Source organism: Peribacillus sp. NPDC097295, from assembly GCF_044761665.1.
Classification (GTDB): Bacteria; Bacillota; Bacilli; order Bacillales; family DSM-1321; genus Peribacillus.
In genome coordinates this window covers 80,375-105,922 of record NZ_JBIWCW010000002.1, presented here as the reverse complement: position 1 = coordinate 105,922, position 25,548 = coordinate 80,375, and the positions used below count along the sequence as shown (strand labels likewise).

Genomic DNA, 25,548 nt, shown 5'->3' with positions numbered 1-25,548 from the left:
CAATGCAGAAAAGTTTCTGCATTGCTTCTTTTCTTAACCTGATACTAGTTATATAGATTTAGGGACTACTTTCAAAGTTTCAGGGATATATTCTGCCCAGATGCACAAACTAAATACTAGATGAATTGTACAGAACATGTCCTTATCTCCCCATTCCGGCTCTATCATGGAAAAATGTCTGTATTTATGGTATATATACAGGTAAAATTAAAAGAAGTATATAAATGAAAGAGGTCGAATTCTGTTGGAACATAACTCTTCAAATTTTATTAAAAACATCATAAACGACGATTTAGAGTCCGGAAAACATGATCATATCATCACCCGCTTCCCTCCCGAGCCAAACGGCTACTTACATATCGGGCACGCAAAATCCATCATACTGAATTTTGGAGTGGCTGATGAATTCAATGGTAAAACGAACCTGCGTTTCGATGATACAAACCCATTGAAGGAAGATATTGAGTATGTCAATTCCATCAAAGAAGATGTCAAATGGCTTGGTTATGAGTGGGATAACCTTTTCTTCGCTTCCAATTATTTTGATGAAATGTACAAAAAGGCTGTATTGCTTATCACGAAAGGTCTAGCCTATGTTGATGACCTAAATGCAGACCAAATCCGTGAATACCGTGGATCGTTAACGGAGCCTGGTAAAGACAGCCCTTACCGCAATAGAACGGTTGAGGAAAACCTTGAGCTATTTGAAAAAATGCGCAATGGTGAATTTGAGAATGGCACAAAAGTATTGCGGGCAAAAATTGATATGAGCTCGCCAAACATTAACCTACGGGACCCGGTTATTTACCGTATCTCCCATACGGAGCATCACAACACTGGAGATAAATGGTGCATTTATCCAATGTATGCATTTGCCCACCCAATTGAAGATGCCATCGAGGGGGTCACTCACTCTATATGTACGCTGGAGTTCGAGGATCAACGTCCCCTTTATGATTGGATTGTTGACAATTGTGAAATGGAAAGCAAACCGCACCAATATGAATTTGGCCGTTTAAATCTGACGAATACGGTAATGAGTAAGCGTAAATTGAAACAGCTTGTCGATGAAAGTTTTGTCGATGGCTGGGATGATCCACGCATGCCGACTATCTCCGGCTTACGGAGACGAGGCTATACCCCAGAAGCCATCCGTGCCTTCTGCCAAGAAATAGGTGTGGCAAAAACCAGCGGCGTAGTCGATTCACAAATGCTCGATCACTTTGTACGTGAAGATTTAAAGTTGAAGGCTCCCCGCACCATGGGTGTTCTAAAACCACTTAAAGTCATCATCACCAACTATCCTGAAGGTGAAGTTGAAATGTTGGAAGCGGAAATCAATCCCGAAGTTCCTGAGATGGGTACACGACAAATTCCATTTTCACGTGAAATATACATCGAACAAGACGACTTCATGGAGAACCCACCGAAAAAGTATTTCCGTCTTTTCCCGGGTAATGAAGTGCGTTTAAAACACGCTTATTTCATTAAATGCGAAGAAGTCATAAAGGATGAAGCTGGAAATGTCATTGAGCTTCACTGCACATACGATGTTGAAACAAAAAGCGGATCTGGTTTCACTGGTCGTAAGGTGAAGGGTACGCTTCACTGGGTCGAAGCTACACAAGCCGTTTCGGCAGAGTTCCGTAACTTCCAACCTCTCATCTTGGATAACGAGGACAGCGAGGAAGAGGAAAAATCATTTTTAGAGCGTGTGAACCCTGAATCCATTGAGATTTTACAAGGATTCGTTGAGCCTAACATGAAAGACGTTAAGCCACAGGATAAATTCCAGTTCTTCAGACATGGCTATTACAATGTTGATCCGAAACTTACTTCATCCAATCAACTTGTCTTCAATCAAATCGTTGGCTTGAAAAGTTCATTCAAATTATAAAAAGCATTAAAAAGGACCAAATTCCATTATGGAGTTTGGTTCTTTTTATTCATTTTTTCATTCTTTTCGTATAGTTTAATCCCTTGTTTAATGAGTGCTTGTTTGAGGGTGCTGTGAGTTCGAACGTGACTGAAGTCAACATCAAGCTGAATGGATGTCTGTGCGACCTCAGGGCGTATCCCGGAAATCGTCGCTTCAATGCCCAACAAATTCAAGGTGCTGATCAATTGGTAAATTTGATGGGCTACCATCGTGTCTAAAAATGAAACACCGGATAAATCGATAAATAAATGAGAAACGTTTCGTTCAATACATTTAGATGGAGTCAAATTCAAAATTTCCTTTGCCCTAAATGTATCAATTTCTCCGATTAAAGGTAATACCGCAATAGCATCAACAATCGGAATCACTGGCGCACCGATTTCATTAATTATTTCCTGTTGAGCTATTAACTTCTTTTCCGTCAACCTGTAGTACTGTTCGGTAAACTCACGGTTCAACTGGTCAAAAGCCGCATGAATCAAGTCGCTCCACTGGATAATCATCTCCTTCGTGACTGCCGGTTCCTCCTGTAACATATAATCCTTCATAAAGGTCCAATATGTTACTCGTACTTTATTGAGGGCATCTAACACTTCGTATATGGGGGTTTCGAAGTCAACCCTGCTTTTCGCAACAATTAATGCCCAATTTTCCATATTTTCCATGAAAATAGTTTGGTCATCCAGTAAGATGCTTGTTACGGTCTTTATGGTCAGTGTATTTTGTTTTCTGAGAAGCGCTTCCACTTCATCATGATTGTCTACCGAATAAATGGATCCATCCACTTTTTCACGTAAAGCCAACCACCTTTCTGTAATCGTGGAAGAGTGGTCCATAATATAGCGATATAACAATTCATTAGCATGATTCATCATGTATTCTCCTATCTCTCAACAACATCATTTCATTCGGAATAGCAATAATAGGTCTCCGTACCCTTCCTGTTCCATTTCACTTTTAGGAATGAACCGGAGGGCTGCCGAATTGATACAGTAACGATTACCTTGTGGTGCCGGCCCATCCGGAAATACATGTCCAAGATGCGAATCTCCTTCCCTGCTTCTTACCTCAGTACGAGTAGACCGGTAACTTAGGTCAATTTTTTCATGGACACTTGCGGACATGATGGGCTTTGTAAAACTTGGCCATCCACAACCGCTATCATACTTATTCTTGGAACTGAATAGGGGCTCTCCAGAAACGACATCCACATAAATGCCTTCTTTGAAGTGATCCCAATATTCATTATCAAAAGGCGGCTCTGTGCCATTTTCCTGTGTAACGTAAAACTGACTTTCCGTTAAGATTTCTTTAAGGTGGGTTCGATCTTCGGGCCAGTTTTCTTTTAAGAAAGCATCCCGGCCTGAACCTTTGCGGTACAAGGCATATCGAAATTGATTCTTTCTGTAGAAGTCTTGATGATATTCCTCGGCTTCATGAAACTCCATTGCCGGTACAATGCTCGTTACAATCGGCTCATTGAATCGATTGCTCTCTCTTATTTCTTTCTTGGATTCCTCAGCTTCTTGTCTTTGACGCTCGTTATGATAAAAAATCACAGATCTATATTGCTTACCCCTGTCCGAAAATTGACCACCTTCATCGGTGGGATCAATCTGCTGCCAGAAAACCCGGAGTAACTCTTTATAAGATATGAGGCTTGGATCAAATACCATCTGAACCGCTTCTACATGATCGGTCTGCCCTGAAATCACTTGCTTGTATCTTGGATTGATAGTCGTTCCACCTGTATAGCCGGACATCACCTTTATCATTCCATCCATTTCATCAAAGGGAGCCACCATACACCAGAAGCACCCCCCTGCAAAAGTAGCTACCTCTCTTTCATTCCCCGTCATACATAGCATCCTCTCCGACTATTTATTCTGTTATATTATTACATATCCTAACAATAAAACCCTTCTATTCCCATGAAAATTTAATACTAAGCCAATAAAAAGGCACTTAGGATTTGTCCTAAGTGCCTTTCATCATCATTTATTATCAAGAAATGCATTAAAGGATGACGCTGACAATGATGGCTGAAAGAATGCTGACAAGCGTCGCACCATAAAGTAACTTCAAGCCAAATCGAGCCACAACGTTCCCTTGCTTTTCATTTAAACCTTTGACTGCACCTGCAATAATCCCGATTGATGAGAAGTTTGCAAATGATACCAAGAATACCGATACGATTCCCAAAGTCCTCTCACTAAACCCTGCATCCGCTAAACTCAGCATGGCAACAAATTCATTCGTAACTAATTTCGTAGCCATGATTCCACCTGCAGATACAATTTCCGACATCGGTACACCCATGATGAATGCAAACGGTGCGAAGATATACCCTAGTATTTCTTGGAAGCTGATACCTAGTACCAGATCGAATAAGCTGTTGATACCCGCAATCAAAGCGACAAAACCTATTAACATGGCCGCAACTGTTATTGCCACTTTAAATCCATCCATGATATATTCTCCAAGCATTTCGAAGAAAGATTGCTTTTCTTCCCCTTCTTCAACAGCAAGGATATCCTCTTCTTCGGACACCGTGTATGGGTTAATAATCGAAGAAATAATAAATCCGCCAAACATGTTAATAACGATTGCCGTCACAACATACCTTGGTTCGACCATGGTCATGTATGCCCCTACAATCGACATGGATACCGTGGACATGGCAGAAGCACAAAGCGTATACATACGTGAAGGCGGTATGGCTCCTAGCTGCTTTTTCAACGTGATGAAAACCTCTGATTGACCAACGATAGCAGAAGCAACCGCATTATAAGATTCCAGTTTACCCATTCCATTTATCTTACTGATCAGTAAACCAATCCACTTCATAATAAACGGCAGGATCTTTAGATACTGTAAGATCCCAATCAAGGCAGAAATGAACACGATCGGAAGAAGTACATTTAAAAAGAAGGGTGACGCTCCTTCATTGACGATTCCGCCGAAGACGAATGTTACGCCTTCATTAGCCCATTTCAAAAGCATTCCAAATGCGTCAGCAATGGCATTGATAATCACAAGACCAAACTTCGTATTCAATAATATATACGTCAATATAAGCTGTATCACAATCATTAAGATGATTGGTTTAACTTTGACCTTCTTACGGTCACTGCTCACTAATAAAGCAAGTCCAAAAACAACGATCAGCCCTAAAATTGCTATCAGAAATTTCATTATGCGGCCTCCACTTAGGTGAATTTAATTTATTTTACATTAATAACTGGTACCTTAAAGAATTATGCAAGCGTTTTCTCTTTTAGCCAAAATATCTTGTCCGTACCTCTTCAATTTTATATACTATACTAATAATTTTTTTAGTGCAATAATATTTTTTCTATTTAATCATTATGAAATGGTAAGCGACCTTTTCTTTAAATCATTCCCTTTATCGTGGCTCCATATCCACCCCTGTCCATGAAGAGCTTTTTCTCGTAGTTGACTATCCTTTTCCGATTAACATTTAACTTAAATTACCAGTAAATCCCCTTCTGTAACCCGATCCACTGTCAGCTTCAATATCTTTTTTTTACACTTTTTTTGTATCCTATTGCAGGTACATCATTGTGCCAATAATCGCTTGCACGATTAAAAAATTGAAACATATATCGCTATCAAGCTTTGAATTATTCGATTTTTTTCATTTCCCTCTATGAAATAAAAGTTATCTTAGTAAAAGGATTATCCAAAAGACCCTAACTTTCCATTAATTAAATGGGAAATCAGAGCCTTTTTCATTCATCATTTATCCCTTTGATTTCTTGGGAATGTTATGTCGAAACGTGTACGTTTATTTTCCTCGCTCGTCACTTTAATGGTCCCTTGGTGTGATTGGACAATCCATTTAGCGATAGAGAGACCAAGTCCAGAGCCTTCGTTCGAAGAGCGGGATTGTTCCACTTGATAAAACCGATCAAAAATTTTCGAGATTTCCTCTTGAGGGACCCCCTTTCCGTCATCCTCTACGGAAAGAATGATGGACGAGGCACTCTTGACGCACGATATAAAAATATTCCCGCCTTCCTCCGTAAACTTCAATGCGTTATCTACCAATATCACCAGTAACTGATGAATCCTTTCTTTATCCCCAAAAAACATAACTTGTTCGGAAGCAAAGCTAGTCATCGTTTTATTTTGGAAAGAAGCTATATCAGTATACTGTTCGACAATCTCGTTAATTAAATCATCCAAGAAAAAGCTGTCTTTCTTGACCTCCATTTGGTTCGAATCCGTTCGAGTCAAAATCAAAAGGCCATTAACTAACTTATTCAATCGCCGGACTTCTTTAGAAATAATCGAGATATCAACTGCCTTTTCCTCTATTGTCGCAGAAGGTGATTGAAATAAGAGGTCCGCTCTCGATTGAATGACAGCTAGGGGCGTCCTGATTTCATGAGAAGCATCGGAAACGAACTGTTGCTGTTGCTCCCACGATTTTTTTATCGGAATCAGTGCCCTCCCCGCTAAAAGGTATCCAGCCCCTATAGCCAAAAGGCTTCCCATTCCTCCGCCCATAATCAAAATGAGCAATAAACGATTAAGCATGGCTTTTTCTGAATCTACATTCCGTATGAATTGCCAGGTCATTTTTCCATACTCTGTATCGACCTGGGTGGAAATCGCCCGATATGTAGCCCCATCGACTGAAATTTCTTCAATCTCACCGAAGGTTTTCGGGAAAAATTCCGATTCATTGACCTTAAAGAAACTCTCTTCGTTTAATCTTGGCTCAATGATTGTTTCGGTCGGACCCCAGACGATCACACTCGGGCCTGGCCCTAATTGAAATTCACCTGGAGGTCGGTTTCCACCCGGCATGCCTCCCAGCCTTTGTTCAAGTAATGAATCATTAACCTCCCTGTAAATCTGGGTTTCTGTATAGAAATATATCGTTCTGCTTAATATGGCAATAAGAACAATGAAGACAATTGAATTTAAAAGGGTTAATTGAAGCCTCGTTTTTTGAAACATGCGATTCTCCCTTACGGTTGTTTTAACATATAGCCAATCCCCCGGACAGTCTGGATATCCTTATGGTATTGAAAGGGTTCTAGTTTCTTTCTTAAATGGTGCACAAACACTTCAACGATGGCAATCGTCGTATCGGAGTCGAACCCCCAAATCCGATCAAAAATCTGTTCACGGGTTAAAATCTTTCCTTTATTTTGAATCAAATATTCGAGCAGCTCATATTGTTTCAACGTTAACTTTACCGGCTCGCCGTCTACTAGAATATCTTTTTCCCTCTCCAATAAGTCGATTCCTCGATATTTCAAGCCCTGCTCAAGTGAAATAATTCCACTCCTGCGCAGAAGGGCCCGTATCCTCGCCTTTAGTTCGGCTGCTTGAAAGGGCTTCACCAAATAATCGTCCCCTCCAAGTTCCAAGCCCTTTACACGGTCCTCCAGGGAATCTTTTGCGGTTAAGAATAAGACACATGTATCAATTTTAGCGCTCCTCATTTGGCGGATGATCTCGAATCCATCCATACCCGGAAGCATTACATCCAAAAGTATGATATCGTATATACTTTGCTGAGCTAAAAAAAGGCCCTCTTCTCCATTATCAGCGGTATCGACTTCATATTCATCCTCTAATATTTGCCTGATCGATTCTAATAGTGAAAGGTTGTCTTCTACCACTAAGACCTTCATCAAAAGGGTCCCTCCCCACGTGCTTTTTTTCTGATATATTTTGTAATTTTATCCTTTTTTATATACAAAAGAAAGATGAATTCCCCTAGTATACTTTCTTATGATGAGAAGTTCTTTTTTCGTGTCTATATGCCTGTGTCGTGTTTAAGTAGTCGTCTTATTGGCAGGAAACACACCAAAAACAAAACCGATAAACATGAGGAGTTTCGACAATAACCAACGCTCTCAACTTGCCCAGAAAGAACACTTCATCGGTATCAGAAGAACGAAGGTCCTCTCTATGTGGCAGCGACCGAACCAGAACCGCTGATTTGCCCTTCCCATCATATTTCAACTTTTGAAGTCATTGTCTTGGCAAGAACATTACCGTTATCCTCTTCCATCACGGTTTTTCCCCTTTATGATTTCAATCATTAGATCATTATCGCGAAAGAAGCTTAATTTTTCCTTAATGATAGTTCTTGATTTTTATAAATCAAAACTAATTCTGGCCTCTTTTCATCGCTAAATACTATGTCGAATAAAAAAAAGGGGTTTTTTAAAAATTAAATTTACAAAATATTCTAATAAATATATACTGAGAGTGTTATCGGATCTTCTTGGTAAAAAATCTTGATTTATAAAGGGGGAACCACATTGCCATCCAACGAATCAGTGGCAAAAGACCAAAAAGAAAGCGCTTCCAGAAATTACACCGAAATTGTCCAATCTCCATCATTCCAAGAGCTCCTTAGAAAAAAACGTAAATTCATCGTTCCACTGTCCATCTTTTTCATGGTCTTTTATTTCTCATTACCCGTTCTCACTTCCTATTCTACCTTGCTCAATTCATATGCTTTCGGTGCTATCAGTTGGGCCTGGGTTCTTGCCTTCGCACAATTCATCATGACCTGGACCCTTTGCGTGCTTTATTCCAAAAAGGCGGCAACTTTCGATATACTCGTTGAAAAGATCATAAATGAAGTGAAAGGAAGAGGGTGATAAAGGATGAATGTACTCGCTTTTACATTATTTCTTCTTATAGTTGGACTAACGTTAGTCATCACCTTCTTTGCCTCACGCCGTACCAAAACGACTGCTGACTTCTATACGGCAGATAGTAGTCTGACTGGGTGGCAAAATGGCTGGGCTATAGCCGGGGACTATATGTCCGCTGCTTCATTTTTGGGAATTGCGGGGATGGTCGCACTCTCTGGATTCGATGGATTCTTCTATAGCATCGGTTTTCTAGTCGCTTACCTCGTCGTACTCTATATTGTAGCCGAGCCACTTCGTAATCTTGGGAAATACACCCTTGCTGACATGATCGCTGCACGCTTCAATGAAAAGAAGGTGCGTGGTGTAGCTGCTTTGAATACGATCTCCATTTCGACCTTTTATATGATTGCCCAACTTGTTGGTGCAGGCGCCCTCATAAAATTATTACTTGGAATCGATTATTTATACTCCGTTATCATTGTTGGGATTTTAATGACGGTATACGTCGTCTTTGGAGGAATGACGGCAACCAGCTGGGTGCAAATCGTCAAAGCCGTTTTGTTGATGGCCGGTACCTTCATCATCTCCATTATTGTCCTGGCAAAATTCGACTTCAGCGTGTTGGAAATGTTCAGGCAAATGAAAACAGCCACCCCTCTTGGCGGCGATTTCCTAAACCCTGGCAACAAGTTTAAAGATCCATTGGACACTTTATCACTCAACCTGGCTCTTGTACTCGGAACAGCAGGACTACCTCATATCCTCATTCGATTCTTTACGGTTAAAGATGCCATCACCGCACGAAAGTCCGTGGTATATGCAACATGGATCATCGGGATTTTCTATATCATGACCATTTTCCTTGGCTTTGGGGCTGCAGCTTTCGTAGGCTATGACAAAATCATTGGCGCTAACGCAGCTGGCAATATGGCGGCTCCTTTACTTGCTGAAGCCATTGGCGGTGACTTCCTGTTTGCCTTTGTCTCGGCCGTTGCCTTTGCTACCATCTTAGCCGTTGTAGCTGGACTGGTCCTTTCCGCGGCCTCTGCTTTTGCCCATGACTTTTATGGCCATATCCTTCGCAAAGGGGAAGCCACTGATAAAGAGCAAGTCGTTGCCGCTCGTTGGGCATCAATCGGTGTATCCATTCTTTCCATCATCCTTGCTCTATTTGCGCAAAATATGAATGTCGCTTTCCTTGTATCACTTGCTTTTGCCGTTGCTGCTAGCGCCAATCTGCCCATCATTCTCTTCACGGTATTTTGGAAACGGTTTAACACAGCCGGGGCGATCACAGGCATGCTTGTTGGCCTAATCAGCTCCCTGTTACTCGTATTCTTAAGCCCGAATGTCTGGTCTCCGGACGGGACTGCCATATTTGTCGGGAATCCGATCTTCCCTCTTGGAAATCCAGGAATCATCTCCATCCCGATTGGTTTTATCGCAGCAATCTTAGGTACCTTGCTCTCCAGTAAAAAAGCAGATGCCAAGAAATATGATGAAATATTGGTCAAAGCCAACACAGGTATGAAAGATTCCATATAAACAGAAAAAGAGGAGGATATTGATCCCCCTCTTTTTCTGTTATATCTTTTTTAGCTTCTTCATTTTTCTAATATTGTATTTAGTCACTAACTGATTCATGACTTCAGCAAAGATCAAACCCATGGCAATCGCTCCCGCTAGCATAAATGCTTTTGCTGCCAACTGGAATGCCATATTGAAATCGTTTTCCACGAAATGCTTCATCGCATCATAAGATAGCCCCCCAGGCACGAGCGGGATGATTCCAGACACATTAAAGATTGTGATCGGTGTTTTATACCTCTTCGCAAAATATTGGCTAATAACGGCTACGAGGAATGCTGCCGCCAAGGTTGCAGCAATGCTATTCACTTCATTCTCGACCAGATAATAATAAAGAAACCATCCTACCATCCCTACGGTCCCACATTGTATCAGTGAATTTTTTGGCACATTGAAAATGATTCCAAAGGCGGCAGAGGCAATAAAACTTGTAATTAACTGTGCAATCATTCTTTATACCTCCTCCTTCATCATAGGAAAACGAAGGCGACCGCTATCCCGGTACCAATGGCCAAGGCGGTCAACCCTGCGTCTGCCCCTTTGGACAGTCCCGAAACTAAGTGCCCCGCAATCAAATCCCTAGCCGCATTTGTAATTAACAACCCCGGCACAAGTGGCATCACTGCGCCAATAATTATCTTATCAAGCTGACCGCCCCACCCGAATTGGACAAATAGCATCGCTACCATTCCCACCACTAACGATGCGATAAATTCGGCAAAAAATCGAACTTCCAATAACCAATGTAAATAAAGCAGACAAGAAAATCCTAACCCTCCAGCTATACACGACCAGATAAAATCATTCCAATGTCCCTGAAACATAATTAAAAAACAACCGCTAGAAATGAATGCCGCAAAAATCTGGACACCTACCGAATACCCCATGCCGGCTTTTTCTATTTGCTTCAAACGGGTAAAGGCTTCCTGAGGGGTCATTTCCCGACTTGAAATGCTCCGGGAAATGCTGTTCACTAGCGTTACCTTGTGTAAATCAGTGGACCTTTGGGAAACCCTGATTAACTTAGATGCAGGGTGTTCTCCGTCCAAGGAAAAGATAATTCCCGTTGGTGTTGAAAAGCTATGTGACTCATCACAACCAAAAGCAGCGGCTATCCTAACCATCGTATCTTCCACCCTAGATGTTTCCGCACCGTTTTGGAGCATAATTTTCCCTGCAAGCAAACATACATCTATAATTTCATTGGTATGAAACTGATTATTCATTGTATCCTCTCCATTACTTCCTATATAGGAAATGTCTGCTTCATCAGTAAAAACTAACCCATTTAAATTCATTCCATGATAGCCTAATTTTCGAAAAAAGGATAGGAAAACCCATTCATATGCGGCGCTTATTCAAACGGATTATATATTTACCATCCCTCTTATAGTGCATGAACAGACGTACGCTTAAAGCTTATTTTAAATGAAAAATCATCCATAATCTGTTCTTAGCCTTTTCTTCTCATCAAAAAAGATGCAGTGTAAGCACCGCATCTTTTGTTCTATCATCTAGTTAGGCTTTGTTCCCCTTTTAATAAGTTATTCACTTCATCCATAGTGGGGGTACCTTCCCAATCTCCTTTAAACTGCGTAGCCAAGGCACCCAAAACATTAGCCCTTTGCAAGCCTTGCTTTAATGAAGCTTCAGAACCGAGGAAGTCCCCACTATCGAGGAACGAGGATATGAAGCCCGCTGCAAACGCATCACCAGCCCCCACCGTATCCACAACCTGGTCCACTTTGTACGGACTCACTTGAATGCTTTGACTCCGTGAAAAAGCAATCGCCCCTTTTTCCCCAAGCTTTAATACAACGAAATTGGCACCCATTTCAATGAATCGCTTCCCATACTCCTCTGTAGGGAGCTTACCTAATAAAAACTCGGCTTCATCCAGCCCAGGCAGGAAAATATCACAAAGTGGGATAAGTGAAAGGAGGACCCTTCTTGCTTGCTCCTCACCCCACAGCTTTCTGCGCAGATTGGGATCAAATGAGATGGTCATTCCCTTTTCCCTAGCCAAAGCCATCAACTGTCGAACCGTCTCTTCTGGTGATTCCCCGAGTGCAGGTGTTATGCCTGTCACATGCAGATGCTTGGCTCCTTGCAACCACTCTTCTTGTATGTCGTCAGGATGCAATCTGCTCGCTGCTGAATTATGGCGGTAGTAGTAAACAGAAGGGTCTCCGTACCCTTTAAAGTCTTTGAAGTATATGGCCGTCGGTGCCTCTTTATCCCGAATAACTTGTGAGACGTCCACCCCTTCGCCTGCCAATGTAGCAAGTACATAATCACCATGTGGATCTTCACCCACCCGGCTAATCCACCTTGTTTTTTTACCCAATCGTTTCAATACTATTGCAACATTGGATTCTGCTCCACCCAGCGACTTCATCAAGCTTGTTTCATACTGCAAAGGCCGATTCGTTAAAGACTGGAACAATACTAAACTTTCACCAACCGTCACGACATCCACGTTATTTGGTGACATGCATATTCACCTCTTCGGCCAATTGAACATATCGCCTGGCTATTTCCGTGATTTTCTTGAATTCGCCTTTTTTAATCAGGGCATTATCGACCAAATTACCGCCTAGTCCTACTGCAGTTACGCCATATCTTAATACTTCCTGGATATTTTCTTGATTGATCCCACCTGTTGCCACCATCGGAATATGAGATAAAGGTGCCCGGACATCTTTTATATATTTCACGCCCAATGAACCGATAGGGAAAACCTTGACCGCTTCAGCACCCAGTTGGTGGGCGCGTACCATCTCGGATGGTGTCATGGTGCCAGGCCAAACGACAACCCCTTTTTCACGCCCATAAGCTAATACACCTTCATCCAGATTGGGAGAAATAATATATTCCGCTCCGGCATCCACGGCTTTTTCAGCCATCTTGACGTCCAGGACCGTTCCGGCGCCAATTCGAAGCTTATCTCCGAAACTTTCCTTTAAATCTGTGATCATTTCGAGTGCGCCTTCTGTATTCAAAGTGATTTCAAGAAAGGATATCCCTCCTTCTGACAAAGCCCTGGCAGTCTCTCTTCCCGTACCAACTGGAATTCCCCGAATGATGGCGATGATCTTCGCTTCTGCTAAACTAGTTAAAAGTTCACTACCCATAGTTAAAAACCTCCATATTTTAGGTAAATTAAAGGGTTACCCCTGTTTTGAAAATAGCAAGCTCCCTGAAATCATTTTTTTCATTATTTACATATTCTCCATTAGCTACTTGAATGATATAGTCGATGAAGCTACGTAGGACAACATCAGGTGATACATCATCTTCCAATAAAGTACCTGCATTGAAGTCAATCCAATGAGGCTTACCTTCGAAAATTGCGGTATTGGTAGACACCTTCATGGTCGGTACGAATGTCCCAAACGGGGTTCCTCTTCCTGTAGTGAATAAAACCATTTGGCATCCTGCCGCTGCAAGGGCCGAGGAGGCTATTAAATCGTTCCCCGGAGCACTTAATAGATTCAAACCTTTCGTTTTCAACACTTCGCCATATTTCAGAACATCGACAACTGGGGATGAACCTGCTTTTTGTGTGCAACCCAGTGACTTATCCTCTAGCGTTGTAATCCCACCAGCTTTATTTCCTGGGGAAGGGTTTTCATAGACTGGCTGTTCGAACTTCAAGAAATACTCTTTAAAATCATTGATCAATGCTACCGTCTTATGAAAGACTTCTTCATTTTGAGCGCGCTCCATTAAGATGGTTTCCGCCCCGAACATCTCAGGAACTTCCGTTAAAACCGTCGTCCCTCCCTGGGCGATAAGGAAATCTGAAAATCTCCCTAACAAGGGATTGGCCGTAATACCTGAGAAACCATCCGATCCCCCGCATTTCAAGCCAATTTTCAATTCGGATAATGGTACATCTTCTCGCTTATCGTTCACTGCATATTCATGAATTTCCTTAACCAATCTCACCCCAGCTTCTATCTCATCCGTGACATCTTGAGAGACAAGGAACTTAATTCGATTATCGTCTATATTGCTTAATGCTTTTTTGAACTCGGCCATTTCATTATTCTCGCATCCTAAGCCTAATACCAGGACCCCACCTGCATTGGGATGATTCACGGCATTGAGAAGAATTTGCTTGGTATTTTCATGATCATCCCCCAATTGGGAACAACCATAATTATGTTTAAAGACAAGCGTGTTATCAAATGGGGCAATATCTCCGATTTCTTTTTCAAATCTTTTAATGATCTTCTCCGCTATGCCATTCACACAGCCGACCGTCGGTACGATCCAAAGCTCGTTTCTGATGCCAACCGTACCATTTTCCCTCTTGAACCCTTTGAAGGTTAACTGTTCATTTTCAAAAGGGTTCTCGACAAGCTTCCGTTCATAACGATATTCCTGTGTGCCTGATAGATTCGTTCTAGTATTGTGTGTGTGTACCCACTCACCGGGTTCAACCGTCTGCACTACGTGTCCGATTGGGAAACCATATTTAATAACATGATCATCCGTTTGTAGAGCTTCAATGGCCACTTTATGGCCCCTCTCAATATCTTGTTTTATTACGATTTCAGCTCCTCTTACGTTGAAGCATTCACCTTTCGACAGTTTTCTTAATGCGAGTGCGATATTGTCATATTCGTGAATTTGTAAAATATCCTTCATCATGAAGTCCCTCCTTATTTTACAGACTGTTCTTTCATCACTGTTTCAAGTGCGGTTTCCATCCCCGATTGTTCAATTTGTTTTAAATATTCCGTCACTAAATCCGTCAATCCCACCACTTCATTCAAGTCCATTCCCCAGATTTCTTGTTTACCGAGCGTCCTTTGTACGAGTTGTTCCACTTTCATCGTTTCATTGGCGACGGATTTCCAAGAGGCCTCAAACCATTCAAGGACCATTGGGTCGTCTTCTAACGGAATGACCTCTTTTCCTCTTTTTCCTTTATAAAAACTCAGTAGTGCGCTCAATGAAAAGACCATCCGATGTGGCAAGCAGGCTTTCCTCTCCACATAATCAAGGAGTGTCGGTACATTCCTCGCCCTAAATTTAGATGTCGAATTCAAACTTATGCTCATTAAGTAATGCTTCATAAAAGGATTTTTGAACCGGTTCAGCACATCTTCGGCAAATGCCTTCAACTCTTCCTCTGGCATCTCCAGTGTGGGCATGATTTCCTCAAAAATCAGCTTTTGAATGAAGGAACCGGTAGCCTTGTCATTTACAGCATCTGCCACAGTATCCAAACCTGATAAATACGCAACAGGTGTCATTGCTGTGTGGGAACCGTTCAGGATACGCACTTTTTGGATTCGGTAAGGTGTTAAATCATCGACAATGAATGCATTTAACCCTGCTTTGTCGATAGGGAATTCCTCTTTGATCCATTGTGGCCCCTCAATCACCCATTGATGATATTGCTCACCTACCACCAATAGCTCGTCTCGATATCCCAGTTCCTTTGTCATTTCGTCAATCGAATCTTTAGGAAAACCTGGAACAATACGATCTACCAAACTGTTACAGAAAGTATTGGCTCTATGAATCCACGCGACGAAATCATCTCCAAGATTCCATGAATTAGCGAATTGCAGAACGATTTCTTTAAGCCTTGCTCCATTTTCTTCAATTAATTCACAAGGAATGATCACACACCCTTTTCGAACATTTCCATTGAATGCCTTGAAGCGATGGTACAAGAAGGCGGTCAATCTACCAGGAAAACTCTTTTGCGGACGGTCCTCCAACTTATCAGTCGCCTCAAAATAAATGCCAGCTTCTGTTGTATTAGAAATAATGAAACGAAGCTGGTCGCTTCCCGCCAACTTCACATATTGATCATATTCATCAACTAAGTGAATGCCTCTACTAATCGATTCGACGACCATATGCTCATTTACGGCAGCACCGTCCTTCATCCCTTGCAGATATAGAGTGAATAATCCATCCTGCTCGTTTAACCGGGCAATTTTTTCAGATCCTCTAGGTTGGACCACTACCACGCTCCCATTAAAGTTCGTTTCTTTATTTAATACGTCTATTTGCCAATCCACGAATGCCCGTAAGAAATTGCCTTCCCCGAATTGGAGAATCTTTTCTGGGTAAAGGGGGCACTCCCCGCTGATTTGCTTATTTAATCTTTCCATCATTTTCCCCTCCTAATAATGCACACGTGAACATTTTTAAGTAAAAAAATGAACATTGTGACCAGCCCATCTATTGATATTAAATTAACAATAAACGGGCCTATTTATCATGTCAATTCCTTCACGGAATTCCGCACCATTAATTCAGTATTTACGAAAATCCGCTCACCATGCTGCCCCGGTTTCTCGATTAACGATAGGAGGTGTATGGCGCCTTTTACACTAATCTGCTCGATTGGTCTTTTGACTGTTGTCAATCGAGGAGTCGTATATTGAGCAAACCCTATATCATCGAAACCAATGATGGATACATCATCAGGAATCTTTAGGCCTGAAGCAAAAACAGCATTCATGGCACCGATGGCCATATCATCATTCGAACAAAATACAGCTGTTGGTGGCTTCTTATTATCAAGCAATTTTTCCATCGCTTTATACCCGCTGTGCATATCATAATTTCCTTGGACGACATAATCGCTTTGAATGGGAAGTTGATGATCAATCATCGCCTTTACAAAACCTTCTTTACGCTTTTTCGTCGACTTGAATCCTTCTATCCCTTCAATGATTGCGATATCCCGGTGCCCGTTTTGAATCAGATGTTCTATCGCTTGGTAAGAACCCTCTGTATCATTGGATAAAATGTTAATCAGTTTCTTTTCGTCAACTTGTCGGTTCAATACGACAATCGGTATATTCTTCTGTAGTACATGATAGATAAAGGTATTATCCACATCACTTTGGCTCATTAAAATGATGCCATCGAACCTACCACTGTTTATGGCTGAGAAATCCTCATAATCATCTATACCGCGTACAAAGAGGTTAAATTCTTCATTGATGACACTGTTGACTCCCCTGATGGTATCTGTAAAAAAGCTAGGCGATGTACCATTGGAAATGCTCGTAAAGAATAGTCCTATTGTATGCGATTTTTTCAAGACTAGACTTTTTGCATTATAATTCGGAGTGTAATTTAGCTGAGAGGCAAGATCGATTATTTTTTTTCTTGTATCCTCCTTAATCAACGGACTATTATTTAAGGCCCGTGATACGGTCGTATGAGATACATTTGCCAATTTAGCTATATCTTTTATCGTTACCATTCCAATCATCCTTTAAATCACAAAGTATACTTACCTAGTAGCATACCATGTTTATCAGGCATTGCCAGGCTGCAAATCCTCCTTCCATGGATAAACATGTAATCGAAGGGAGAAATCAGCCTGGTCATATTCATTACCAAGATAACCCCTTCTCATGCATTTCCCTATTACCTTGTTTTAAGTTCTTGAATGATTTCTGCATGTTTATCATCTGTTAACTTATACATGATACCAATGACAAGCATGGCAATCGTTAAAGCTACAGCGGGATATAGAGTCAGCAAGCCCTTAATTCCAAGCAAGGTTCCGGCTGTTTGGGCAACATTTGGTACATACCCTATCAAACTTAGCCCAAGGCCAGACAGGAATCCAGCCAAGGATTGAGCAAGCTTTCTGGAAAAATTGAATAAAGAATAGGTCGTGGCTTCTTTCCGTTCCCCAGAAACCCATTCCCCATAATCAATGATATCCGAGACCAGAGCCCAGGTAATGCCGTTTGGAATACTGATACCGATGAAAGCTATCGCAGATAGAATCGTAAATGAATAGATGTTAGTCGGAATAAGGAAATTAATTAAGTCAGCAGCAATACAAATTCCGAACCCAATCATAGCCGTATGTTTTTTACCGAATTTTTTGACAAGTTTCGGCATCATGATAACTCCTAAAAATGAAGACCCGATGATGACAAAACTCATATTCGCTACTAATGTTACATTTCCTAAATTATATTGTGCGAAATAAATCAGTAAAGCCGATTTGATATTATAAGCCGAGATCGAGAATATTGTCATGAGCACAAGCGTTAATAAGGGCTTATTTGTTGCAAATGTCCTAATGATGGACATGAAGGAAAGTTTCTCTTGTGGTGCTTCATTAACTACCACTCTTTCCTTTGTATTGCGGTAACAAATATAGAACCCAATAATCCCGACAATACACATGATTCCCATTACCACCGGGTATCCGACTTTGGGATTTTCAAATTTTACAATGATTGGCATTACGATGACACTCGTGATTAATAACGCTCCCAAAGAGCCTATTTGTCTGTAAGTAGCAAGTGATGTCCGATCTTCTGCATCCTGTGTCATGGCCGCCCCTAGTGATCCATAAGGAATATTGGTGAAGGAATATGCGATTCCCCAAATCATATAGAGACCATATGCATATATGAGTTTCCCTGTCGTTGATACTTCAGGAGAAATAAACAGAAGAACGGTAAATATGGCTAACGCAAGACTTCCAATGAGTAAGTAAGGCCTGAACTTTCCCCGCTTCCCGATATTTTTACGATAATCGATGGAGGAACCTACAATGGGATCCATAATGGCTGCAAATAACTTGCTTACTAAAAAGATGGTACCTGCCGCCGCTGCCGGGATACCAGCGACGTCCGTAAGGAATTTAAGCAAGTAGAGCTGACCTAAGTCAAACATGAAACCGTTTCCAAAGTCACCGAACCCATAAGAAATTTTTTCTTTTAAAGTCAGTTTTTCAATTTTTTCTTCCGTCTTCACCGTGACTTCTGGAGCAAGAACTGTACTCATATGATCCTCCTAACAATCTATAGTTTGTTCCGGCATGATATTTTGCTATACTTATATCGATTAATTTTTCCTAAGGGGCTCTCCATTCTACTTTTGGTCAAGGACGAATAGAGAGCTCTTTTTTATTCGTTGATTTCGAATCCAAAATAATCCTTCGCATTATTATAGGAAATCCCTTGTACGATACTCCCCAATAATTCCAAGTCGTTTGGCACTTCTCCGTTTTCGACCCATTCCCCGATTAACTGACATACAAGCCTTCTGAAATACTCATGCCGTGTATAAGAGAGAAAGCTTCTCGAATCCGTCAACATGCCAAGAAATCTGCTAAAGAGTCCCACATTAGCGAGCGCTTTCATCTGTTCCAACATGCCGTCTTTATTGTCATTGAACCACCATGCTGTCCCAAATTGGATTTTTCCAGGAGTCTTTCCATCTTGGAAACTATTAATGATGCTAGCGATGACATGATTATCATTTGGATTTAACGAATAGAGAATCGTTTTTGGAAGGGCATCCTCTTTATCCATTGCATCCAATATTTTAACCAACGGTTTAGCAATCCCATCATCGTTCATTGAATCATAACCGGTGTCGGGACCCAGTCGATTGAACATTCTAGAGTTATTATTGCGAAGCGCATTGATATGGAATTGCATCGTCCAACCCAACTCGGCATAGATTCGACCAAGGAAACTCAAGGTATACGTTTTATATTTTTTCTCTTCCTCATCTGAAACTTGGTTACCTTGCAGTCGTTTAGAGAAAATTTCAGCTACTTCTTCCTCAGTCGATTCCTCATACACGATGACATCCAATGCATGGTCCGACACCCGGCCACCAATTGAATGGAAAAAACGCACACGAGATTCGATAGCTTCAAGAAAACCTGCGTAGCTACCAATTTCCTGATTTGCCGCTTGCCCTAATTTCCCTACCCAATCCAGATAACCTGGACGATTAATTTCCAATCCTTTATCTGGGCGGAAGCTTGGTAAAACGCTTACAGGAAAGTCCTGATCTTCCTGTAATAACTGGTGATACTCCAACGAATCCACTGGATCATCCGTTGTACAAACCACCTGGACGTGGGATTTCATGATTAAATCCCGCGCGCCAAAACCCTCACCATTTAGGAGCGCATTCACTTTGTCCCAAATCGCTGGTGCGTTTTTTTCATTCAAAAGGTCATGGACATCGAAAAAGCGCTGTAACTCAAGATGCGTCCAATTATACAATGGGTTTCCGATGGTCATCGGGACTGTTTTTGCCCATGCTAAAAACTTGTCGTAGTCATCGGCATCACCCGTCACATAATCCTCTGAAATGCCATTCGCCCTCATGGCCCGCCATTTATAATGGTCTCCATATAGCCAAGCTTCCGTGATATTTTTAAACGTTTTATTTTCATAAATCTCCTGAGGACTTAAGTGACAGTGATAATCTATTATCGGCATTTCTTTTGCGTAGTTTTCATAGAGTTTGACCGCTGTATCACTAGTCAGCAAAAAGTCTTCTCCCATAAAGTCCTTCATCATTCCACACTCCTTTTATTTTTTATGTTAGCGTTAACATTTTTAAATAAATAAACAAATAAATAATTTACTTTAATTGATAAGATTTTATATGAATTACTTTATGTTAACGTTAACATTTTTGGATAAATTTAATTTTACAGACTATTCTTTATAATTACAATACTTTTTAGAGTTTAAACTAAATATGGTTATATAATATCCGGTGGGTTTCTCGCATACATATGGACTCTCTTTATGTATTCTTTTTATTTTGATTATTCTTTTAACGAAACTTCCTTGAATTAATTATTGTCAAACTTCACTCTAAAGTTGATAATTGAGCGTGTAATTTATTGTTTAGCCACATCCTGAAAGGAAGGAATATTTCATGAAAAGTTTCTTTAAAAACTATCGATCCTCCTTAATATTGCTGATGGCAATTATTATTGGCGGCATAGCTGGAATTGTATTTGGTGAAAAGACCTCCATCATCCAGCCGCTAGGGGACTTATTTTTAAATTTAATGTTCACCATAATTGTGCCATTGGTATTTTTTAGCATCTCATCTGCCATTGCCAATATGAGTGGAATGAAGCGTCTTGGGAAAATCATGGGCAGTATCGTCTTTGTTTTCCTTGCAACAGCTGCTCTAGCTGCCGTGATTGGCTTTATTGGGACCACGATCATCAATCCGCTGGACGGCACAGATACGACCGCGATTAAAGAACTAATGCAAAATAGTGATTCACAAGAGGCCGTTGAAGAGGTTTCATTACTTAGCCAACTTGTTCAAACGGTTACGGTATCCGACTTCCCGGAACTGTTTTCAAGAAGCAATATGCTTCAGTTAATAGTCTTCTCCGTTTTAATTGGACTTTCCACCGCATTAGTCGGTGAAAAAGCAAAACCGATTACTGTGTTTTTATCAGCTGGGACGGCTGTGATGATGAAAGTCGTTAAAATCGTCATGTATTATGCACCGATTGGTCTTGGCGCTTACTTTGCTTCGATTATCGGTCAACTCGGACCGCAAATTTTGGAAGGGTATGCACGCACCTTCGTTCTTTATCTCATTTTAACCTTGATTTATTATTTTGGGTTCTTCACTCTGTACGCCTTTCTTGCTGGCGGAAAAGAAGGTATTAAACTGTTTTGGAAAAATGCTTTTACGCCTTCCATCACAGCTATTGCTACCTGTTCAAGTGCGGCTTCCATTCCTGTCAATCTGGAATACGTCAGAAAAATGGGCGTGCCAAAGGATATTGCCGAAACAGTCATCCCGCTTGGAGCCAACACCCATAAAGATGGCTCCGTATTTGGCGGTGTCTTGAAAATCGTTTTCCTCTTCTCCCTATTTGGCAAGGACATGACAAGTATTTCTAGCATTCTAAGTATACTTGCCGTCGCCTTTCTAGTGGGCGCAGTTATGGGTGCCATTCCTGGTGGTGGAATGATTGGGGAAATGCTGATTCTAAGCGTTTTCGGCTTCCCTATCGAAGTCTTACCGATCATCGCTGTCATTTCCACCATTATCGATGCACCAGCTACGTTATTGAACTCTACTGGGAATACTGTGTGCGCTATGCTTGTCACACGACTAGTCGAGGGGAAAAATTGGTTAAAACAGGCTTTTGTCAAGGAAGATTCTGCTATATAACTTAAATGGGAAATAGACTCCAAGATCTTTGGGGTCTTTTTTTATGCTTTTGATTAGTTAACTTTCAACCAATTTTCCAACTGAAAAGGATTTCCCCTTGCTTAAATCGAATTAAAGAAGGAGACGCGAGGAGGGATAGAATGGTGAAAAATTGGCTGCCAGCCGGAATTCTTATCATGGGCTTACTCTATATATTTTTCATACCTGAAGACCCGTTAGCCATAAAGATTCTTTTCAAGATCATTCCGATGATATTGATCCTCTTATATGCCTACACGAAAAATGTGGAACGAATGACTCGATACCAACAGCTTGTTCTCTTTGGGTTATTCTTTTGCATGTTGGGCGACGGTTTATTGATTTGGTTTATCTTTGGCCTAAGTGCCTTCCTTATTGGACATATTTTTTATATAGCCGCTTTCTTGAACAATTGGAGCTTTTCATGGCTACGCATGTCTTCCCTTATACCGATTGCCGCCTATTCCACTTGGATTGGACGCGAAATAGTTCTTTCCTTAACCGAAAAGGGAGAACATAGCCTGATTATTCCTGTCATTTGCTATATAACGGTAATTTCCCTCATGGGCTGGACGGCATTCATGACCGGCAACCTAGCAGCCATAATCGGCGGTCTACTGTTTGTCCTTTCAGATTCCATTTTGTCCTGGAATAAATTCGTCGGGGAGATTACCTTTGCTGGACCCATGATCATGCTTACCTACTACACTGCTCAATTCTTCATCGCTTCAAGCATTCGTCCAGCGTATGCTTACCCTTCATTGTTAAGCAGGAAGTATAACGAGCCGACTATATACGACTGATTTCTTTCCGTCCGCCACCTAGAAAAAAGGCATGCACAGCCGATTTTCGGACTGTTGCATACCTTCTTTGATTTTACCTTTTGATTTTCTTAATAAATACTACTTTTAAATAATTGCCTTCTTTAAAATCCGAAGTGGTTCTGAAATCGGCTGGCAACGTAAACTCTTCCAAGAGTTCATATTTCCCACCCATTTCTCTGAATGCCACCTCAATGAAGTTCTTGAATTTTTTCATATCAAAGGTGCTACAGTTCGTAGATGCAATGATCACTCCATTGTCCTCTGTGATGGCAATGGCATCTTTCAATAAGTTGGTATAGTCTTTACCTGCACTGAAAGTGAACTTCTTTGACTTGGCAAAGCTCGGTGGATCCAAGATGACCATATCAAATTTCAAAGCTTTCTTCACTGCATACTTAAAATAATTAAATACGTCCATCACGACGATGTTCTGCGATTCCGGATCGATTCCATTCACGCTGAATTGTTCAACCGTTTTAGGCAGGCTCCGGTTTGCCAAGTCCACACTGGTCGTTTTAACGGCACCGCCTAAAGCTGCAAATACAGAAAAAGCGCCGGTGTAAGAAAACATATTCAAGACAGTTTTCCCTTTTGCGTACTTATCCCTTATTGTCCTTCTGACATCTCGCTGGTCAAGGAAAACCCCAACCATCGCCCCGTCATTCAGATAAACGGCAAACTGAACACCATTCTCCTTGACGAGAAGGGGGAACTCTGGTTGCACGCCCAGGACAAAGTCATCTTCTTCCACGTATTGTCCCTTCGTATCGAAACGCTTCTTCTGGTAAATTGATTTGACTGTGACTGTATTCTGCAAGGCCTTGATAATATAATCTTTATACGAATAGATTCCCTTACTATACCAGTTGATGACATAGTTGCCCTCGTAATGATCGATGATTATCCCGCCAATTCCATCTCCTTCACCGTTGAAGAAGCGGAAAGCCGTCGTTTCCGTATCCTTGAAGAAAGGCTTGCGGTAGTCATAAGCTGCCTGGATTATCTTATTGAAAAACTCCTGGTCAATGTTTTCATTCTCTTTTTGCGTTAATACCCATCCATAGCCTTTATTCTGCCTTCCATAATACCCCTTGGCAAGAAACCGGTTGTTTTCGTCGACCAACCGCATCAAGCAGCCTTCTTCTTGAAGGTCGTTGAGGTTGCCTATCGCCTCCTTGGCAATCAAAGGATAGCCTTTAGCGATTTTACCTACGAATTTAGTTTTTACTTTTACATCTATTTCTTTTATCAAATATATCATCCTATCTTTGGTATTGCCTTCCTCCCCATTTTACCCTAATCTCTACATAAATAGAAACCAGCCTGGTCCCTTGACCAAACTGGTTTCTACATTCTATTGAATCATGAAACTTTCAAATGAAGGTCTCCGGCATGTACTTTCCCCATCATTTTCATGATCCGATGTAAAACGATCGTAATCAAGGCTGGCAGCACCATACCGACTGCCACATAAATAAGGAACATATACAATCCTTGACCCGTAAGGACGGCAATCGGCGCAATTAAGGAGCTCAGACCCATCCCCCCAAGTTCATAAGGCACTTGAAATTCGAACAGCATCGTAGCTATTGGGGCACAGACCACCGCTGCCACGAATGGCGGAATGACGTATATTGGATTCTTTATTAAGTTGGGGAACTGAACCTTTGGCGTCACGACTATCTGGGCGAGAAACCCGCCCATATCATTATCTTTATAAGACATGACAGTAAAACCAACAAATTGAACGGTGCAACCAATTAATGCTGCTGCACTAGAGACAGGATCTAACTGAAGCGCAATCGCTAAAGCAGCGGAAGAAGCAGGTGTCATCAATAAAATGCTGAATACTAACGCAATGACCATGGAACCAAGTAAAGGAGAACCAGAAACGGCTGCGGTTATTTGAGCGCTTAACCAAGTCAATAATGGTGTTGTAACAAGAGATAGCCCATAACCGGCAACCCCTCCGACAAGCACAGCAGCCAAAGGGATGGCCATGATGTCCAACTTGGTTTTTCCTATCAACCGTTTACCAACATAGGTTGCAATCAATGCAGCTAAAACAGCACTGATCGGTTGACCAGTGGCAATCGTGAAGGCCCCCTCTGCCGTTCGGTTAATGGCAGCCCCTCCTACCGCACTGGATGCCATGGCACTAAAGATGACTAGGGAGTTACCTCCAAGCTGAAAGGCTATTCCCGCTCCTAAGGCAGGTGCCAGCAAGACCTTAGTCGCCCCACCGATCGCAAGGAAGACTTCCCACCCTAAATACCCTCCTATTGATTCAAACAATAAACCGATCCCTAACGTTACCAATACAGCATTGGCTATTCCTGTTGAAGCCTTATACATTCGTTCTGTGATGTATACTTTTCTGTTCACTTGATTTCCACTCCTATTTTTTAAATATTCTAATATTAAATATCAAATAAAAAACTGACTACGTTAAGCCTATATGATAGGCAGAATATACCCTAAACTATCCATCGTAAGATAGAGGTTAGAAAATCGATTTTCTCCTTCATCAATTGAGCTTGTTCGTATAGTAACACGAATA

The 25,548-nt window shown here is 41.4% G+C and carries 21 protein-coding genes; 5 read left to right on the top strand and 16 right to left on the bottom strand.

Annotated elements, in window-relative coordinates; genetic code table 11:
* Positions 1-244: 244 nt before the first annotated feature.
* On the top strand, positions 245-1,897 hold the full coding sequence (locus ACIQXN_RS03750) for a glutamine--tRNA ligase/YqeY domain fusion protein (protein ID WP_402961944.1): 1,653 nt from the start codon (positions 245-247) through the stop codon (positions 1,895-1,897).
* 26 nt (positions 1,898-1,923) lie between these two features.
* Here the strand turns inward: ACIQXN_RS03750 and ACIQXN_RS03745 are convergent, their stop codons facing one another.
* From ACIQXN_RS03745 to ACIQXN_RS03725, 5 genes are all read right to left on the bottom strand, one after another.
* The gene (locus ACIQXN_RS03745) at positions 1,924-2,811 is read right to left on the bottom strand and encodes an STAS domain-containing protein (protein ID WP_402961941.1); all 888 of its coding nucleotides are present in this window, start codon (positions 2,809-2,811) and stop codon (positions 1,924-1,926) included.
* Between the two features lie 27 nt (positions 2,812-2,838).
* Positions 2,839-3,798, bottom strand: a complete 960-nt coding sequence (gene msrB, locus ACIQXN_RS03740; protein WP_402961939.1) for a peptide-methionine (R)-S-oxide reductase MsrB — start codon at positions 3,796-3,798, stop codon at positions 2,839-2,841.
* Positions 3,799-3,955: 157 nt separating this feature from the next.
* On the bottom strand, positions 3,956-5,134 hold the full coding sequence (locus ACIQXN_RS03735; protein WP_402961936.1) for a NupC/NupG family nucleoside CNT transporter: 1,179 nt from the start codon (positions 5,132-5,134) through the stop codon (positions 3,956-3,958).
* Positions 5,135-5,698: 564 nt separating this feature from the next.
* On the bottom strand, positions 5,699-6,928 hold the full coding sequence (locus ACIQXN_RS03730) for a sensor histidine kinase (RefSeq protein WP_402961934.1): 1,230 nt from the start codon (positions 6,926-6,928) through the stop codon (positions 5,699-5,701).
* A gap of 11 nt (positions 6,929-6,939) precedes the next feature.
* Positions 6,940-7,611, bottom strand: a complete 672-nt coding sequence (locus tag ACIQXN_RS03725; RefSeq protein WP_402963306.1) for a response regulator transcription factor — start codon at positions 7,609-7,611, stop codon at positions 6,940-6,942.
* A gap of 636 nt (positions 7,612-8,247) precedes the next feature.
* Between ACIQXN_RS03725 and ACIQXN_RS03720 the strand changes: the two genes are divergently transcribed.
* Both ACIQXN_RS03720 and ACIQXN_RS03715 read left to right on the top strand, forming a co-directional pair.
* The gene (locus tag ACIQXN_RS03720; protein ID WP_402961932.1) at positions 8,248-8,592 is read left to right on the top strand and encodes a DUF485 domain-containing protein; all 345 of its coding nucleotides are present in this window, start codon (positions 8,248-8,250) and stop codon (positions 8,590-8,592) included.
* A 6-nt stretch (positions 8,593-8,598) separates the two neighbouring features.
* Positions 8,599-10,134, top strand: coding sequence for a solute symporter family protein (locus ACIQXN_RS03715; protein ID WP_402961929.1), 1,536 nt, complete (start codon positions 8,599-8,601; stop codon positions 10,132-10,134).
* 39 nt (positions 10,135-10,173) lie between these two features.
* On the opposite strand, the gene ACIQXN_RS03710 is transcribed toward ACIQXN_RS03715, so the two are convergent.
* The 9 genes from ACIQXN_RS03710 to uxaC form a co-directional block, all read right to left on the bottom strand.
* Positions 10,174-10,626, bottom strand: a complete 453-nt coding sequence (locus ACIQXN_RS03710; protein WP_402961927.1) for a threonine/serine exporter family protein — start codon at positions 10,624-10,626, stop codon at positions 10,174-10,176.
* A 20-nt stretch (positions 10,627-10,646) separates the two neighbouring features.
* On the bottom strand, positions 10,647-11,402 hold the full coding sequence (locus tag ACIQXN_RS03705) for a threonine/serine exporter family protein (RefSeq protein ID WP_402961924.1): 756 nt from the start codon (positions 11,400-11,402) through the stop codon (positions 10,647-10,649).
* Between the two features lie 284 nt (positions 11,403-11,686).
* Positions 11,687-12,670, bottom strand: coding sequence for a sugar kinase (locus ACIQXN_RS03700; protein WP_402961922.1), 984 nt, complete (start codon positions 12,668-12,670; stop codon positions 11,687-11,689).
* Positions 12,657-13,310, bottom strand: a complete 654-nt coding sequence (locus ACIQXN_RS03695) for a bifunctional 4-hydroxy-2-oxoglutarate aldolase/2-dehydro-3-deoxy-phosphogluconate aldolase (protein ID WP_402961919.1) — start codon at positions 13,308-13,310, stop codon at positions 12,657-12,659. The genes ACIQXN_RS03700 and ACIQXN_RS03695 overlap by 14 nt, the downstream gene beginning before the upstream one ends.
* A gap of 28 nt (positions 13,311-13,338) precedes the next feature.
* Positions 13,339-14,832, bottom strand: a complete 1,494-nt coding sequence (locus ACIQXN_RS03690; protein WP_402963303.1) for a UxaA family hydrolase — start codon at positions 14,830-14,832, stop codon at positions 13,339-13,341.
* 14 nt (positions 14,833-14,846) lie between these two features.
* A complete protein-coding gene (locus tag ACIQXN_RS03685; RefSeq protein ID WP_402961917.1) occupies positions 14,847-16,316 on the bottom strand; it encodes a tagaturonate reductase in 1,470 nt (489 codons plus the stop codon).
* Positions 16,317-16,423: 107 nt separating this feature from the next.
* Positions 16,424-17,422 (bottom strand): LacI family DNA-binding transcriptional regulator, encoded by a 999-nt coding sequence (locus ACIQXN_RS03680; protein ID WP_402961914.1) that lies wholly within the window; start codon positions 17,420-17,422, stop codon positions 16,424-16,426.
* 167 nt (positions 17,423-17,589) lie between these two features.
* Positions 17,590-18,972: an MFS transporter gene (locus ACIQXN_RS03675; RefSeq protein ID WP_402961912.1), complete on the bottom strand. Its 1,383-nt coding sequence runs from the start codon at positions 18,970-18,972 to the stop codon at positions 17,590-17,592.
* Positions 18,973-19,094: 122 nt separating this feature from the next.
* Positions 19,095-20,507, bottom strand: a complete 1,413-nt coding sequence (uxaC, locus tag ACIQXN_RS03670) for a glucuronate isomerase (RefSeq protein WP_402963300.1) — start codon at positions 20,505-20,507, stop codon at positions 19,095-19,097.
* A 370-nt stretch (positions 20,508-20,877) separates the two neighbouring features.
* Here uxaC and ACIQXN_RS03665 point away from each other — a divergent pair, with 370 nt between their 5' ends.
* Both ACIQXN_RS03665 and ACIQXN_RS03660 read left to right on the top strand, forming a co-directional pair.
* Positions 20,878-22,146: a dicarboxylate/amino acid:cation symporter gene (locus ACIQXN_RS03665; protein ID WP_402961909.1), complete on the top strand. Its 1,269-nt coding sequence runs from the start codon at positions 20,878-20,880 to the stop codon at positions 22,144-22,146.
* 140 nt (positions 22,147-22,286) lie between these two features.
* A complete protein-coding gene (locus tag ACIQXN_RS03660) occupies positions 22,287-22,967 on the top strand; it encodes a lysoplasmalogenase (RefSeq protein ID WP_402961907.1) in 681 nt (226 codons plus the stop codon).
* A gap of 73 nt (positions 22,968-23,040) precedes the next feature.
* Here the strand turns inward: ACIQXN_RS03660 and ACIQXN_RS03655 are convergent, their stop codons facing one another.
* Together ACIQXN_RS03655 and ACIQXN_RS03650 are read right to left on the bottom strand one after the other, a co-directional pair.
* Positions 23,041-24,249, bottom strand: a complete 1,209-nt coding sequence (locus ACIQXN_RS03655) for a class I SAM-dependent rRNA methyltransferase (protein ID WP_402961905.1) — start codon at positions 24,247-24,249, stop codon at positions 23,041-23,043.
* A gap of 101 nt (positions 24,250-24,350) precedes the next feature.
* On the bottom strand, positions 24,351-25,343 hold the full coding sequence (locus ACIQXN_RS03650; protein WP_402963297.1) for a PTS sugar transporter subunit IIC: 993 nt from the start codon (positions 25,341-25,343) through the stop codon (positions 24,351-24,353).
* Positions 25,344-25,548: the final 205 nt, after the last annotated feature.

What these genes read in the sequence shown, in the direction of transcription:
- msrB (WP_402961939.1), bottom strand. Translation starts at nt 3,798, where the DNA reads ATGACGGGGAATGAAAGAGAGGTAGCTACTTTTGCAGGGGGGTGCTTC.
- ACIQXN_RS03680 (WP_402961914.1), bottom strand. Translation starts at nt 17,422, where the DNA reads ATGGTAACGATAAAAGATATAGCTAAATTGGCAAATGTATCTCATACG.
- ACIQXN_RS03700 (WP_402961922.1), bottom strand. Translation starts at nt 12,670, where the DNA reads ATGTCACCAAATAACGTGGATGTCGTGACGGTTGGTGAAAGTTTAGTA.
- ACIQXN_RS03710 (WP_402961927.1), bottom strand. Translation starts at nt 10,626, where the DNA reads ATGATTGCACAGTTAATTACAAGTTTTATTGCCTCTGCCGCCTTTGGA.
- ACIQXN_RS03745 (WP_402961941.1), bottom strand. Translation starts at nt 2,811, where the DNA reads ATGAATCATGCTAATGAATTGTTATATCGCTATATTATGGACCACTCT.
- ACIQXN_RS03725 (WP_402963306.1), bottom strand. Translation starts at nt 7,611, where the DNA reads ATGAAGGTCTTAGTGGTAGAAGACAACCTTTCACTATTAGAATCGATC.
- ACIQXN_RS03660 (WP_402961907.1), top strand. Translation starts at nt 22,287, where the DNA reads ATGGTGAAAAATTGGCTGCCAGCCGGAATTCTTATCATGGGCTTACTC.
- ACIQXN_RS03730 (WP_402961934.1), bottom strand. Translation starts at nt 6,928, where the DNA reads ATGTTTCAAAAAACGAGGCTTCAATTAACCCTTTTAAATTCAATTGTC.
- ACIQXN_RS03695 (WP_402961919.1), bottom strand. Translation starts at nt 13,310, where the DNA reads ATGGGTAGTGAACTTTTAACTAGTTTAGCAGAAGCGAAGATCATCGCC.
- ACIQXN_RS03715 (WP_402961929.1), top strand. Translation starts at nt 8,599, where the DNA reads ATGAATGTACTCGCTTTTACATTATTTCTTCTTATAGTTGGACTAACG.
- ACIQXN_RS03675 (WP_402961912.1), bottom strand. Translation starts at nt 18,972, where the DNA reads ATGAGTACAGTTCTTGCTCCAGAAGTCACGGTGAAGACGGAAGAAAAA.
- ACIQXN_RS03690 (WP_402963303.1), bottom strand. Translation starts at nt 14,832, where the DNA reads ATGAAGGATATTTTACAAATTCACGAATATGACAATATCGCACTCGCA.
- ACIQXN_RS03685 (WP_402961917.1), bottom strand. Translation starts at nt 16,316, where the DNA reads ATGGAAAGATTAAATAAGCAAATCAGCGGGGAGTGCCCCCTTTACCCA.
- ACIQXN_RS03650 (WP_402963297.1), bottom strand. Translation starts at nt 25,343, where the DNA reads ATGTATAAGGCTTCAACAGGAATAGCCAATGCTGTATTGGTAACGTTA.
- uxaC (WP_402963300.1), bottom strand. Translation starts at nt 20,507, where the DNA reads ATGAAGGACTTTATGGGAGAAGACTTTTTGCTGACTAGTGATACAGCG.
- ACIQXN_RS03735 (WP_402961936.1), bottom strand. Translation starts at nt 5,134, where the DNA reads ATGAAATTTCTGATAGCAATTTTAGGGCTGATCGTTGTTTTTGGACTT.
- ACIQXN_RS03655 (WP_402961905.1), bottom strand. Translation starts at nt 24,249, where the DNA reads ATGATATATTTGATAAAAGAAATAGATGTAAAAGTAAAAACTAAATTC.
- ACIQXN_RS03705 (WP_402961924.1), bottom strand. Translation starts at nt 11,402, where the DNA reads ATGAATAATCAGTTTCATACCAATGAAATTATAGATGTATGTTTGCTT.
- ACIQXN_RS03665 (WP_402961909.1), top strand. Translation starts at nt 20,878, where the DNA reads ATGAAAAGTTTCTTTAAAAACTATCGATCCTCCTTAATATTGCTGATG.